At 50.9% G+C, this 14554-nt stretch carries 11 protein-coding genes and 1 tRNA gene; 8 read left to right on the forward strand and 4 right to left on the reverse strand.

Annotated elements, in window-relative coordinates; translation table 11 throughout:
* Positions 1-219 precede the first annotated feature (219 nt).
* The 3 genes from H8730_RS17875 to H8730_RS08565 form a co-directional block, all read right to left on the reverse strand.
* Complete coding sequence (locus H8730_RS17875) at positions 220-1284, reverse strand: ArsR family transcriptional regulator (RefSeq protein ID WP_177719527.1); 1065 nt, start codon at positions 1282-1284, stop codon at positions 220-222.
* Between the two features lie 165 nt (positions 1285-1449).
* Positions 1450-1522: transfer RNA gene (locus tag H8730_RS08560), tRNA-Arg, on the reverse strand.
* A 153-nt stretch (positions 1523-1675) separates the two neighbouring features.
* Complete coding sequence (locus H8730_RS08565) at positions 1676-2476, reverse strand: ZIP family metal transporter (protein ID WP_177719526.1); 801 nt, start codon at positions 2474-2476, stop codon at positions 1676-1678.
* An 81-nt stretch (positions 2477-2557) separates the two neighbouring features.
* On the opposite strand from H8730_RS08565, the gene H8730_RS08570 reads away from it, so the two are divergent.
* From H8730_RS08570 to H8730_RS08600, 7 genes are all read left to right on the forward strand, one after another.
* Positions 2558-2707: a hypothetical protein gene (locus H8730_RS08570; protein ID WP_177719525.1), complete on the forward strand. Its 150-nt coding sequence runs from the start codon at positions 2558-2560 to the stop codon at positions 2705-2707.
* A gap of 43 nt (positions 2708-2750) precedes the next feature.
* Complete coding sequence (locus H8730_RS08575; RefSeq protein ID WP_177719524.1) at positions 2751-3647, forward strand: AraC family transcriptional regulator; 897 nt, start codon at positions 2751-2753, stop codon at positions 3645-3647.
* Positions 3640-4698, forward strand: a complete 1059-nt coding sequence (locus H8730_RS08580; protein ID WP_177719523.1) for a Gfo/Idh/MocA family protein — start codon at positions 3640-3642, stop codon at positions 4696-4698. The genes H8730_RS08575 and H8730_RS08580 overlap by 8 nt, the downstream gene beginning before the upstream one ends.
* A 213-nt stretch (positions 4699-4911) precedes the next feature.
* On the forward strand, positions 4912-6618 hold the full coding sequence (locus H8730_RS08585) for an AMP-dependent synthetase/ligase (protein WP_177718093.1): 1707 nt from the start codon (positions 4912-4914) through the stop codon (positions 6616-6618).
* An 82-nt stretch (positions 6619-6700) separates the two neighbouring features.
* The gene (locus H8730_RS17880; RefSeq protein WP_177718091.1) at positions 6701-9532 is read left to right on the forward strand and encodes an alpha-L-rhamnosidase-related protein; all 2832 of its coding nucleotides are present in this window, start codon (positions 6701-6703) and stop codon (positions 9530-9532) included.
* Between the two features lie 18 nt (positions 9533-9550).
* A complete protein-coding gene (locus H8730_RS08595; protein ID WP_177718089.1) occupies positions 9551-10621 on the forward strand; it encodes an alanine racemase in 1071 nt (356 codons plus the stop codon).
* Positions 10622-10648: 27 nt separating this feature from the next.
* Positions 10649-12703, forward strand: a complete 2055-nt coding sequence (locus tag H8730_RS08600; RefSeq protein WP_249289709.1) for an alpha/beta hydrolase — start codon at positions 10649-10651, stop codon at positions 12701-12703.
* Positions 12704-12794: 91 nt separating this feature from the next.
* Here H8730_RS08600 and H8730_RS08605 read toward each other — a convergent pair whose 3' ends face one another.
* Positions 12795-13634: an AraC family transcriptional regulator gene (locus tag H8730_RS08605; RefSeq protein ID WP_249289710.1), complete on the reverse strand. Its 840-nt coding sequence runs from the start codon at positions 13632-13634 to the stop codon at positions 12795-12797.
* A 384-nt stretch (positions 13635-14018) separates the two neighbouring features.
* Here H8730_RS08605 and H8730_RS08610 point away from each other — a divergent pair.
* The coding region (locus H8730_RS08610; protein WP_249289711.1) for a tyrosine-type recombinase/integrase at positions 14019-14554 on the forward strand (536 nt) is incomplete at its 3' end.

The raw sequence follows: 14554 nt of genomic DNA on the forward strand, positions 1-14554 counted from the left end.
TTTCCTTTCGCTCTTAACCAAATAGCCCCCCTGGAGTCCCAGGGGGGCTTTAAATGGGGTGTATCTATCTGCCCAAACCGAGCATACACATTGAACGAGCAAAAATTTGAATCAGTTCACTCACTTGTCCAATTTGGTACGAGTTTAAAACAGGTCTTGTCCAATTCATAGTAATTCCCTCCTTTATAAGCAATTTGTATATCTAGATTAGGGTATATATCATGAATTTTTTTGAAGTGCAAGCATCAATTCATCAATAAAGCAGGCAAACGTCTTTTGGGCCCGATAAAAATATTCGGCATTGAGACGATAATAAATTTCCACTCCAGACTTCTTGACCTTGATAATAGCGACTTCATGTAGAAGATCGTCAATGCAGTGTCCGATAGAACTCCTCGCAATATGTAAGATACGTGAAAGTTGAGATATCGTTCTGTCCTGAGAACTCAATTCTTTTAATATTTCTAACTTCAGCTCATTTCCAAATGTTTTAATGGTAGATTCAATGGTCACATATCGATAATCAATTGCCTGAGATAGGAGAGCAATAGATTCGCACCCTAGCAGGAATGCGTATGGATGATGCCCGTTTGTCGTTCGTTTGACAATGATATACCGCGCCAAAAGGCTTACAGAATAAGTTTGTTTTGTCAAATTGACAAAGTCATCACCTACAAATCTTTTTTTGAGCTGTAGTGTTTCGTTATTAATAAAAGCCTTAACAACCTCATCTATGTGACTTCTATTTTTTTTGTGATAAGCTTTTATAAGAGGAATCAGCTCATTTATGTAGTTAGCCAACTCATTAACTAAGTCGCTAAAGTGATATATCATATAGATAAAAGAGGTTATGTCTACAGTCTCACTTATAAGGGCAAGGGCTTTAGCGACAGTTTCACCATCTAAATGTAATAGTTTATCCATATCAATGGTATCTTTGTATTTTGCAAAATAGTATTCAAATACATAAACCTTAAAATCTCTTTTATTTGAAATTTTTTGTAAAAAATCTTCTACAGAATCTTGAAAAAAGTCAATATGAGTGATAAAGTAATCCATTAAGACGCAGGAACCACTCTTATCATAGTAGAATAGTGAGAATAATGAGGCAGGAGGATCAATTGACTGCTTTGAATCTCGAAAAGTATTATAATGATAGAGAATTGTATCTTCATTTTGTTGTACCAATGTCTGAAAGCGGAATACGACTTCCTTTTTGCAGAAATGAATACAGGTATAGAATATCGAATCAAATAAGATGCCTAGTGATTCATTAATATTCACATTATCCACTCCAATCCGTATAATATATAGTTAGATTACCATAAAAATGTGAATAATGCAAGGAGATTTACATATTTTCTAATTAATGGGAAATGGAGATTGCGGTGCTGTAGGCATACGCTCCCAGAGATACAAAAAAACCCGCCAACAGGCGGGCGATCAGCCTACACCTGAGAGGACTCGAACCTCCGACACATGGTTTAGGAAACCACTGCTCTATCCTCTGAGCTACAGGTGTACAGAACGATATTAATTGTATACCAAACCGAATGTTTTTGCAACCCCTTTTTAAAAAACTGGAAGAATTTCTTCCCCTATTGGAAAGTCCGCCGAACCGAAGATTTCTCCAAAGTTGGCGGGACGCCAACTTTTTAAAGCCCCTTGCGATTCTCTATCCCAGGGCAATATCCAGTACCATCATGATTAAAAAGCCAACCATGACGCCGATGGTCCCGGCGTGGGAATGGGCGTCGAGATGCGCTTCTGGAATCAGCTCCTCCACAACCACGTAAATCATGGCGCCGGCGGCGAATGTGAGCAGCCAGGGCATAATCGAGGTGATGGACCCGATCAACAGAACCGTCAATACGCCACCGATAGGTTCCACAATGCCGGATAGGGCGCCGTATACAAACGCCTTCCAATTTGGCAACCCTTCTTTTTTCAATGGAAGGGAGATGGCAGCGCCTTCAGGAAAATTTTGTAGCCCCATCCCCAGTGCCAACGCCATGGCGGCAGCCAGAGATACAGTCGAATCACTGCCGGCGGCGAGAGCGAAGGAGAGGCCTACAGCCATTCCCTCCGGAATATTGTGAAGTGTGACAGCAAAAACCAGCATGGTCGTCCGCTTAAGGGACGAGGGGAGGCCTTCCGGCGTGTCGCTGTCCGAGTGAAGGTGAGGCAGAAGTTTATCCAGCAACATGAGAAAGAGACCGCCCAGGGCAAACCCGCCGGCGGCCGGTATCCAACCCGCCATCCCCTGGGACTCCGCCATTTCCACCGCGGGAACGATGAGAGACCAGACGGATGCCGCGATCATAACGCCGGCCGCAAACCCTAGAAAGACTCGCTGATAGATGGGTTTGATTTCGCCGCGAAAGAAAAAGACGACGGCGGATCCGGCAGCTGTCATGAAGAAAGTAAAGCCGGTACCCGCCAGAACCATGCCCAGCGCCGGCAGCAGATGAGTCATCAAACTTCCCCCTTGAACTTACTTGTGTAGCCTTCTTTTATTATACGATGGAAATTCACTTTGTCAAGGGAGGATGGGGAAATGGATGAAATAGCAAATTTGGATACAAAGATCAGCGGATTCGAGCAAGCAAGGAGGTGCAAAAGCCGCTACAATGAAACGAGAGCGCTAAGCTCCCATAATTCTGATAAAAAATTAAAAACTCCCATTTCCTTTGGCCGGAATCTGTAGTAGAATAAACCATAGGATTCTGCCGGCAGAGGGGGAACAACTCGTGGATGGAGGAGCGAGACTCTTTCAGTTTGATAATACTTTTTTTCAGGAGGAAAAGACCATCGGTTTTCTGCGCCTATTTCAACTGGGCGAGCTGCAATGCGAGCGCAAGTGTGTTATTCAGGAGCACGTGCAGATCTGTAGTGAGATCAGCTATATTGTATCGGGAAGCGGCTGGTTTTTTCAGAATGGAAAGCAAACCGCGGTGAAGAAGGGCGATATCCTGATCAATCGGTATGGCGAGACCCACAAGATTGTATCGGCACCGCAGGAGGGGCTGCGCTTTTATTATATAGGGTTTCAGATTGATCCAAGGAGGGTGGAGGCGGAGCTTGTGCCCGTGTCAGACTTTTTTGAGGATAGCCGGTTATCGGTTGCCCACGGCCAATTCCATCTAGCAGAGCCCTTTCACCGATTGTTGAATGAATTTTATTCCGCCAATCTATATTCCCACAAAGTAGCGGAAGGGCTGATCTCCGAGATCCTGATCTATACCTATCGCTGCTTTTGCCAAGGCCACAGTCAGCCGTACCGTCCGCCTACGAAGGAGAATGCTTCCAGCACGGTCTATGGGATTATCCAATATATCGATTCCAACGCCGCACAGATATCCCACGTGGGGGAGGTGGCGGAGGCGGTGGGCTATAGCAGCAGTTATCTGTCTCATCTCTTTAAGGAAAAGACGGGGATGACATTGCAGAGTTATCTTGCCCGGAAGAAGATCGAGCGAGGCGTGGAGCTCATGAAAAGCGGATGTTACAGCTGGACACAGATCGCGTTAGAGCTTCACTATGAGACACCGCAGGCTTTTAGCAAGGCATTTCGGCGTGTGATGCAGAAATCGCCGTCAGAATTTATAACCAACACGCATAAGAAAAGGAGCGAGTCAAATGAGTAAAGTAACAGTGGCAGTGATCGGATGCGGAACGATAGCAAACTCGGCACATATTCCTTCCTATATGGCCAATCCCGACGTCCGGATCAAGTATTTCTGCGACATTCTACCGGAGCGGGCACAGAATGCGGTGGAAAAGTATGGATGCGGGACGGCGGTCATGGAGTATCACCGTGTGCTGGAAGATCCGGAAGTTGAGGCGATTTCCGTCTGCACGCCCAACAACATGCATTCCGTCATTTCCATTGACGCGCTGCGGGCAGGGAAGAACGTCCTCTGTGAGAAGCCGGCCGCCCGCACATATGCGGAAGCGCTCTCCATGCAGAAAGTGCAGCATGAGACCGGAAAAGTCCTGAATATCGGAGTTGTCAACCGATTCAACAACGGAGTCAACATCATTAAAGATATCATCTCCAGCGGCGAGCTCGGTGAGATCTATCACGTTTACGCCAGCTTTCGGGCGTATCGGTCGATTCCAGGGCTCGGCGGCGCGTTCACCACGAAAGCCATTGCCGGTGGCGGCGCTCTCATTGACTGGGGAGTTCACTACCTGGACATTGTGATGTATTGCTGTGGGGACCCGTCGCCGCTGACGGTATCGGGGGAAGCATTCTGTAAGCTGGGAAAAAACATGAGAGAGTATGTCTATACCAACATGTGGGCAGGCCCTCCGAAGTATGATGGAGTTTATGATGTGGATGACTCTGTTGCGGGGATCATCAGAACCGACGGGCCCGTGATTACACTCCACGGCGCTTGGGCGCAAAACATTGGTGTCAATGAGACATACATTGACTTTATGGGGACACAGGGTGGAATTCGCCTTCAATATGGTGCTGATTTTACCATGTACACGTCCAAAAATGGCGCGTTGTTGGAGACAAAACCCACATACAGCACCCGCGATGCGTTTCGGAATGAGATCGATGCGTTTGTCCGATGCGTCCAGACAGGAGAGAAATTGCCGTCGCATATCGATACGGTTGTTATTACCGCCAAGATGATGCAGGGAATCTACGATTCTTCTGAACAGCACAGGGAAGTACAGCTATAAGGGATCAAAACAATCAAAATTGAGTTTGCAGTTACGGGACAGCCCCCATTCGCCACGGCAGAAGGGGGCTGTCCCTTTTCGATTCTACGGGAAAGTCCGCCGCAGGACGGACCCCATTCCGAAGCTTTGACAGGGAACCGTAAATTGCGGTACAAGAAATGCATCAAATTGACAAATGATGGAATGCTAGTCAAAAAGGAGGTTATATCTCGAATGAAAAGTCTGCAAGAACGCCTACAAAAGAATTACTATCGAATCCATCCAGTAACGGATTTTCGCGATTTGCTGCGCCAAAGTGCCCAGCGTCACACGAAACGAATCGCCTTCCGATGGAAAGACGCGAGGGGAGTGCAGGAGGTTACGTACGAAAGCGCGTATACCGATGTGCGCGGGTTAGGGACGATTCTGTTGGAACAGAATTTGAAAGGCGAGGCCATCGCTCTCATTGGAAAAAATAGCTATGGATGGGCCATCTCCTATCTGGCAGCAGCCTGTGTTGGAACGGTGGTTCCCTTGGATAAAGAGATGAACATTCAAACCATTGCCTATTTAATCAATGCGGCTCATTGCCGGGCGATCATCGCGGATCAAGAATTCATGGATGGATTTTATGAAGCGGGACTATTACCGGCCGATATCCTATTCTTCTGTCTGGACCAGGAGCGGGAGGTGGAGGGAAGCCTACAGCGCTTACTAAAAAGGGGACGGTGGCTCATAGAACATGGGAGCCAGGAGTTTGAGAGAGTGCAGATCAATCCCCAGGAGTTTCACATTCTAATTTTTACATCGGGAACCACTGGCAACCCAAAGGGGATCATGCTGTCTCACAGCAATATTTGCTCCAACATCATGGCCATATCTCGGATCGTGCGTGTAAAAAGTAGCGATCAGGTTTTATCGGTTCTTCCGCTGCATCATACCTACGAATGTACCCTTGGATTTTTGCTGATTTTATATAAAGGAGGCTGTGTGACATTCTGTCAGGGGCTTCGGCACTTGCATGAAAATATGGAAGAATTTCACCCTACAATTCTTGTGACGGTTCCCCTGCTCCTAGAGAAATTCCACCGGAAGCTCATGAGAGGCGTGGAGGTCTCCCTTCGGGAGCGCTATCCGAAGCAGTTTCAGGGGCATGACGGTCTGGGAAAGTTCTTGGACTCTGGTTCGCCGGTTTTGACTTCTATGGTGAGGGCGAAAGCGCGCAACGCGCTAGGAGGAAGGTTGCGCTTAATGATTACAGGAGCGGCGCCCATCAGGCCCAAAATCATTCAGGATTTGCGGCGGCTGGGCTTTCGGACATTGCAAGGGTATGGATTGACAGAATGTTCTCCCCTGGTCGCGGCCAACAATGACTTCTACTATCGCACGGACGCGGTAGGAATGGCAATTCCCGATACGCAGATCCAGATTGAAAACCCGGATGAAAACGGCATTGGCGAGATTCTTGTGAAGGGGCCTGGAGTTATGTTGGGATATTTTCGAAACCCGGAGGAGACAGCTCGCTGTATGCGGGACGGCTGGTTTCACACGGGAGATCTGGGGTGGATGAACGGGGAGGGCTTTTTGTTCATTACGGGCCGGAGTAAAAATGTCATCGTGACAAAGAATGGGAAAAAAATATTCCCGGAAGAGTTGGAGGAACATCTATACCGAAGCGGACTGATCTCCGAGGCCATGGTTACGGGGGAGCAATATGCAGGTGACGATGAGATGTACGTCAATGCTCACGTGTTTCCCAATCTAGACGCGGTGCGGGCATTCTTGAAAGTCAGTGCGCCTACAAAAGAGGAGATCTGGGCCGCTCTGCAGGATGTGGTTCGCGACGTCAACGAAAAGTTGCCAAGCTATAAGCGCATCCGAAAGCTTCAAATCCGTGAGAAGGAGTTTGAAAAGACAACAACAAAAAAAATTAAGCGGTAAAACAGTAAAAGAGTTGCAATCCAACCGGGAGTGCGTTATACTTTCCCTGATGTTGTAGTTCTTGGATGGAGGAGGAAGGGGCGTGGAGATACACGGCAATTGGATTTTTGGGCCCGACAGCAAACCCTATGACTGGTGGATACTGCGGCGCCGTTTTTCTGCGGCGAAGCTGCCCAGAAAGGCCATATTGAGAATTTCATCGCTGGGTGGGCATACGTGCTATATAAATGGCAAGGAAATCACGAGGGGCCCTGCCAGGTCGTTTGATTTTGATAAAAGCTATGATACTGTGGATGTGACGCGCTTTTTGCAGGAGGGCGCCAACGGGATCAGCGTTCTGTCCATGCATCTGGAACGCGGCGGCGTTTTTGCACAGCTTCTCTTGGATGACGTTCTATTTTTAGAGACCGATGGGACCTGGAAAGCAAACCGTAATCCCTGTTTCTGTCTGGAGGCATCCTGCAACAGCGCACCCCTGGAGCCTATGAAGCGCATGGAAGAGCAATATGATGCCAGGGTGGAGGAAGGCTGGTACTCCTCGGACTATGGGGATGAGGGCTGGGCGAAGGCCGAGATCGTTGGAGAGATTGGAAAATGGCCCTTTCTCCATCTGTCTCCCAATGAGGGAGGCTTGCTCTCCGAAGATTTGGCCTTAGGAAAACAGCTGGTGGCCCTTGGCTTTGCCGCTGAGCCAACGAAGGCCAACCGCCTCCGCTTTCAGGGGGCCAACCGGAGCAGGCTGGATTGCTACCGCGTACAGGTACAGGCGCCGGAAGAGGAGACCCTTTGTCTTCATTCCTATGGAGCCTCAGAGATTTATATCAATGGAAATCCAGCGTCCGGCACAGCACGGTTGCATAGCGGTGCCAATGAGCTTGTGGCGGTCAATTCCTTTGGCGACTTGGAGCTATGGCTGGACACAGAGGCTTCCCTGAATTTTGGCAAGTGGACGGTGCACCGTCAAGATATGGATATGACCCAATGCGCTTGGCATGCATGGGATTCATGTGAGAAGCTGGCCGAGCTGCCAGGAGCGGAGGAGACGGAGGAGGCGGCCCCGCCATGTGACTGTAGTGTGGCATTTTCCGTTGAGCATCAGCAATTTGTGCAAAGCGCTGACGGATTTGCCGACCCCTCGCTGGGGCTGGGTGCCAGCCGAAGTCAAGAGTCGGTGGGAGCCGTAGGCCTCCCCAATATGCTCCACACCAATCATGCGACCACATGGTTTGACAGGGATCCGGCGCGAGATGTGACCTTCATCCTCGACATGGGAGGGGAATACCTGGGAAATTACACATTTCGTCTGCGGGCGGGAAGTGGAACCATCGTGGATCTCGTCGGATTTGAACAGGTAGGCCCCACGGGGATTGTCTGGATGCATTCCAATGCCATGCGGTATATCTGCAAAGAGGGTTGGCAGGAATACACATGTCAGGGGACACATGGATTGCGCTATCTATCCGTGACCTTGCGGAATCGAACACAGCCGGTGGAAATTGAGTATATTGGGGTGTGCCATCGAGCTTTTGCGATGGAGGAGGTAGGCACCTTCGCCTGTGATGATCCGGAGGTAACGGATATTTTTCACATGTGCGTCGACACGGCCAAGCTTTGTATGCAGGACACCTACATCGACTGTCCGGGATATGAGCAGGTATATTGGGTCGGGGATGCGAAGATCACATCCCATGTGAATTTATTGTGCGCCGGCGGGTATGCCTACGATCAGAATTCCATCCGCTTGATTGGAAAAAGCTTGAGTCCTGATTTTACTGCTATGTACAAAGCTCAGGATCCCCGATATAGGCAGGAGAAGAATCTTGTTCTGCCTGCGTACAGCACCTACGTTGACGGGGGGCTTCCCCTATTTGCCTTCAATTGGGTTTTACAGTGCTGGGATCATTTTTGGTATGGTGGGAGTCTGGACGACCTGAGAACCAACTATAGGGACGTGGCCGTCATGCTGGAGCACGCGTTCCGGTGGATTAATGACCGCGGGCTTGTGGAGATGACGGACGCCTGGGATCTGTTAGACTGGGGCAACAATGACGTCACCTCCTACGGGGAGACCCTAGCGAACAGTATATGTTTGGCAAAGTGCTGCGATGTAGCCGCTGACATGGCGTCGGCCCTCGGAAGAGAAGGGCAGGCCCAGTACCGGGATCAGGCGAGGAAGCTCCGGGAAGCGGTCAACCGGTATGGGTGGAATGAGGAACGGAGCGCCTATGTGGACACGGTGCGGGATGAAAAGGGCTATGCGATATACACGCGCTATTGCCGGAAGCGAAAGTGGAGTCCTCTGCCCTATTCGCAGTATCGCCAGCTGGAGCGGGTCAGCCGTCAGACAAATACCATCGCCTATCTCTATGACTGCGTGCCGCCAGAACGGCGCAAGGCGGTGGAAGCCTTGATCCTTGCCTCAGCTGACGGCCGGTACATAAAGGGCTCTCCCAGCAATCGAAGCTTAGGGAGGCCGAGCGACCAGGAGGCGCCCCACGGCGTGGTGGAAATCGGGACGCCCATGTTCCTGTATTACAGCTTTGCCGCACTGGCCAAAATGGGATGTGTGGATTCGCTACTGCCGGTGATAAAGCGGGACTTTGGGAGAATGCTTCGCTGTGGAACCAAAACCTGCTGGGAGACCTTTCCCATCAGCGACACGGAATGGACCCGCAGCATTTGTCACGCATGGAGCGCTTCGCCGGCAGTGTATCTGCTGACAGAAATCCTAGGCGTGAAGCCGTTGGAGCCAGGCTTTACACGGTTCACAGTAACGCCGCATCCAGGGCATTTGCAGTCGATGCGGGGGAGCGTCGCCACGCCGTACGGGCCGATCTTTGTGATCTATGAGAACGGAGCCCTTACGGTAACCCCTCCGGCACAGTGCCAATGGATACAGCCTCCTTGCCGGTAAAGAATAAAGGAGAATTCTATGAGAGTGGATGAACTCAGTACCCCTGCGCTGATTCTTGATATGGATCGTTTTCGGGAGAACGGACGGAGAATGCAGCGATTGATGGAGGGAAGCCGGGCACACCTGCGCCCTCACTTTAAGTCCCATAAATGCAGCCGCATTGCAAAGCTCCAGATGGAAGCGGGGGCAAAGGGTATCACATGTGCGAAATTGGCGGAAGCAGAGGTTCTAGTGGAAGCGGGTATCCCGGACATCTTGATTGCCAATCAGGTGGTGCAGCCATCAAAAATAGCAGAACTGGCCTATTGGGCTAGGAAGACCAGAATAACGGTGTGTGTGGATGATCCCGTCAATATACAAGAACTAGAAAGAGCGGCACATCTGGCGGGCAGCCGAATCTATGTGTACGTGGAGTTGGATGTAGGAATGCAGCGCTGTGGAGTGTCTGATTTTGAACAAGTCCTGTATCTGGCAAGGCAGATTGAACAGTCGGAGCACTTAGTCTTTGGTGGAATCCAGGCCTATGCGGGGCAGCTTTCCCACGAGGAGGATGTGGTGAAACGCAACAGGGAGATTCACAAGATCGAAGCATTGCTTCGCCAGGGAAAAGCGTATCTGGAACAGCATCACGTCACGGTGAAAGAGATCAGTGGAGCCAGCACAGCGACTGCCGGGGAAAAAGCTAAAGGCGGAGTCTATACGGAGATACAGGCGGGGAGCTATCTTTTTATGGATACCTCATACCGGCGGTGTGGCGTGCCTTTTGAGAACGCCCTGTCCATCGTCTCCACTATTATCAGTAAGACAGACAATCGCATTGTCTTGGACGTTGGCGTCAAGAATCTAGGGATGGATCAGAGGGAGCCGGAGATGGCGGGGCAGCGGTCGGGCGATGTCCTGTCTTTTAGTGAGGAACACACGGCGATCTATCGGAATGGAATCGGGACCTGTAACTCCACAGGGAGCCAGGTGGAGATCCTTCCAGGGCATTGCTGTACCACAGCCAATACGTTTGATTGGATTATGATCAAGGAGGGAGATGAAATCCTCGATCGATGGAGAATCGATGGAAGGGGAAAGTCTTGGTAGGATTGTGCCGGCACAACATGGAAAGGGGTGTTTAAAATAGCGCAATTTCGGGTTTTACAGGAGGGTATATCCGCGGCTAGGCAACTGGAGCGGGAGATTACGGAGGCATGCCGGAGAGGGCTTGCGGAGGGACGGCGGAAGTTTGACGGGATGCGTGCGCTTCCCGACTGGCGGCAAAGGCGCGAGGAGGTAGACCGCGTGTTCCGCGAGTCGCTGCCGGCTCTGTTGGGGGAATTGGCGCCGCTGCAAGTCCGCCCTGTTTCCACCTATGAATTTCATGAGTTTATCGTTGAGAATGTTCTCTTTTATTCTCTTCCAGGCTGGGAAGTTAACGCATCCGTGTACAGGCCTAAGACGGGAGGGCCGTGGCCGGGCGTCATCTGCCCCACCGGGCACAGCAGTAAGTTTGGACCCAGCTACACCGCCAGTGCGCAGACTTTTGCGCGAAATGGCTATCTCGCGGTGTCCTTCTGCCCACCTGGCTGTTCCGGAGAACTGGCGAGGCTCAACGATCACTTTGCCAACGGTGTGATTGGATGGATGACGGGAATCTGGGCGATGACCTATTTTATGGCGGATGCGCTGGCCTGTATTTCATATCTGGAGCAGCGGAGCGATGTGGATGCGTCTCGCGGTTTTGCTATGACGGGTGTATCAGGCGGTGGGCTGACGTCCATGTTCTGCGCGGCCTATGATCCGCGGATCACATTTGCCGCACCTGTTTGCTGCATTTCCAGTCAGGAGGCGCTGCACCTGACAGGCCTGTATACCAGCTGCCCAGAGCAGCACGGGCGCGGATATCTGGGGCAGGGCATTGACGTGACCGAAATTCTTAGTTTGATCGCGCCCAAGCGCTTGTGTCTCGTTGGCGGCAAATTGGACGAAGTGTTTGAGTACACAACGACGGTGGAGGTATATGAGCGCGTCAAGAGGGTTTATGAACTGTATGGCTGTGGGGAGAATGTATCCTTGTTTTTACAGGAGGATTCTGGACATGCATATACAGTCGCCATGGCCAATGAGGTGGTGGGCCATATGGACGCCTTTTTTGAAAAAGAGACATGGCGGGCGCCGCTGACGGAGGGGGAAATTCAGCCTATTGCCAGGGAACAGCTGGCCTGTTATCCGAAAGGCTGCGTCAATATGTTTACCGTCAACTGCCAGGAGGCGCTGCGCTTGCAAGCACAGCGGCCTAAGCTTACAGAGGAACAGATGGTGGACTCTCTGTCATCGCTGTTACAGCTTGAGGGGGTTACACCCCACCTAAATAGGAGCTGGGCGGAGCCAGAGGAGTCCTTGCCAAAGCGGTGGCATCACATATTTCAGCCGGTGATTTTGCACCATGGGGATCAGAATGTGTTGCCCGGTGTATTTGCCTACCGGGAGGGTGCGGTAGCCTGCCCTGCGCTATTGTACATCGATGAGAAAGGGAAGTGGAACGGCTTCAATCATCAGGGAGTTTTGACGCAGGTTATCGGATTAGCACAGCCAGCATCGGACGCGGAACGCTGTGTGCTGTCTGTGGATGTATCCGGTATGGGAGAGCTGGAGGCGCAGCACACCACCTATGACAGCGCTAGCTGGAATGATATTGAGAGGATCCTGACGTATCTTTCCATTGCCGAGGGAAGACCTCTGATTGCGTACCAGGTGCGGGATGCGCTGACGGCGTTGGCATATTTGAGGACAAGGCCGGAGGTGGACCCGAAACGGATCATTCTTGCCGGAGATGGAGTAGGCGCCGTGGTGGCATTGTTGGCGGGATTGCTGGCAAGAGACAAGGTTGAAAGGGTGGTGGCGCTGAACCCCCTGGCGGCCTATGCCTGTCTGGCCACAGCATTTCCATACCGATGGCCGGAGATGATACTCATACCGGAGGTGTTGAAGTATTGGGATCTTCCCGATCTTGTGGCCACACTGGGAGACAAGGCGGTCTGTATCCAGCCGTTAGATGAAATGCGTCGGCCTCTGAGCGAAGGGCGGATGCTGACCTACTATGGAGGCGCCATTGCAGCCGGCGCGCAGGTCCTTGTCGCGCGGGAGCCAGAGAAGGAATGGGTACAAGTCTGCAAGGGGATGTAACCCGCGAAAAAATCGGCAACTTCACAGAGAAGAATGCCGATTTTTTTCCTATTGAAAAGTCCGCCGTAGGGCGGACTTTTTTTACACATATTTACGGATTTTCTGAACACTGCCGGCGGTACATGGCCGGGGTAATATCGTAGTACTTCCGGAATACCCGAATAAAGTAGGCGCTGTCAACAAACCCGCATTCCTCAGCGGCCGTCAAAACCGACTCTCCGCTCTGCAAGAGCATCCGCGCGCGCGCAAGGCGCTCCATCGTAATATACTGCGAAATGCTCATAGAAAAAAATTCTCGGAAATCCCGTATCAACTTGGTGCGGCCGATGTAAAATTCAGATGCAATCCGATCGATGGTCAACTTTTCCTTAATGTGGTCGGCAATATACTGGGTTACAGCTGTCAGATAGAAGTGGACCGGCGGAGAAGAATCCCGCAGCTGGCCGATTTCGGTGGCTTCTGCAAACAGGTAGCACAGCAAGAGTCGCTGCCGGATATTTTGTTCATCGGAACGAGGGCATTGGTAGAGCAGATTGGCCGCCGTAACCAGCCGTTCCGCCTCCGCTTCGCTGAGGGGGAGTAGAAACGATTCCTCACGGCTGAAATAGGCAAAAAGGGACCAGTCCGGAAAAAATTCTGCGATGGTATTGCGGTTGAAGCGGATACAGTACCGTTCATACGAGGAACCCTCTCTGTTAATCTGGGCATGTGGACATTGCTTTTTATAGAAGAGCACGCAGGGCCCCTTGTGGGATAAGTAGGAGTTTGGCGTCATGGCAATGATATCGCCGGAACGGACAATGAGCATCTCATCATCGGAATGGGAGTGAAACGCAGGGTGATGACTCGTTGGAAAGGGAAAAATGGGGTAAGAACAATAGGAGACGAAAATGTCATTCAAAACATGCAGTCGAGTAGACAGTCTCGACACTCCTTTCTTCAGACTTGCTGTAAAGGGATTGCCTACTGCCCCTCACAGATCACACATGTGCCAAACTGGCACAGCCTCTTTCCTCTATTGTATCATTTTTATTAAAAAAATCAACCCTTGAAAACACCAAGGTTTATCAAGATTTCAGAAGGGGCTTGCAAAGTTTGCGTTATGTCCGCTGAATCAGCAAAACACACGTTTCCAGAAAGTCAACGGCACCTTGTCTGCATTTATGAAAACAGACAGGCCTTTCTTAACCGGGAACGTGGGAAATGGGGAAATCGTGCAGAAGGTGCGGGCGAACAAAAAACCAATCTGTTTGTTTATCCGGTACAATAGATCGGTATAATAATAGGGGAATACTACGTACCGGAGGGATAAAAAATGAAACGACAAAAATTACAGGAAACTATGATACCGCCATACGAGACAGCCTTGCGGGAAGCGGAGAAAAGCGCAGCCACTATGGAGAAATATCTGCACCATGTCCGGCAGTTTGTCGCCCACGATGCGGGCCGAAGGATCGACAAGGCTTTGGTGCTGGAATACAAGACGAGGCTGGGGAAACTCTACGCCCCCTCCAGCGCCAACGCAGCGTTAGCGGCGGTCAACGGCTTTCTCCGCTTTTGGGGCTTCGAGAGCTGCTGCGTCAAGCCTTTCAAGGTTCAAAAACAGGTATATTGTTCCGAAGAAAAGGAACTGACCCGCGAGGAATACGTCCGGCTGATAAAGGCGGCCAAAGAAAAAAGCAGCGAGCGGCTGGCCCTGCTGCTGGAAACAATATGTGCCACCGGGATTCGCGTGAGCGAACTGCCGTATATCACAGTGGAGGCCGTCGCCCGTGGCGAGGCGGTGGTTCACTGCAAGGGAAAAACAAGGACGGTCTTTTTGCCCGCGGCCCTGCAAAAGAAGCTGCGGCG

Source organism: Bianquea renquensis (assembly GCF_014384895.1).
Taxonomy (GTDB): Bacteria; Bacillota; Clostridia; order Lachnospirales; family Bianqueaceae; genus Bianquea; species Bianquea renquensis.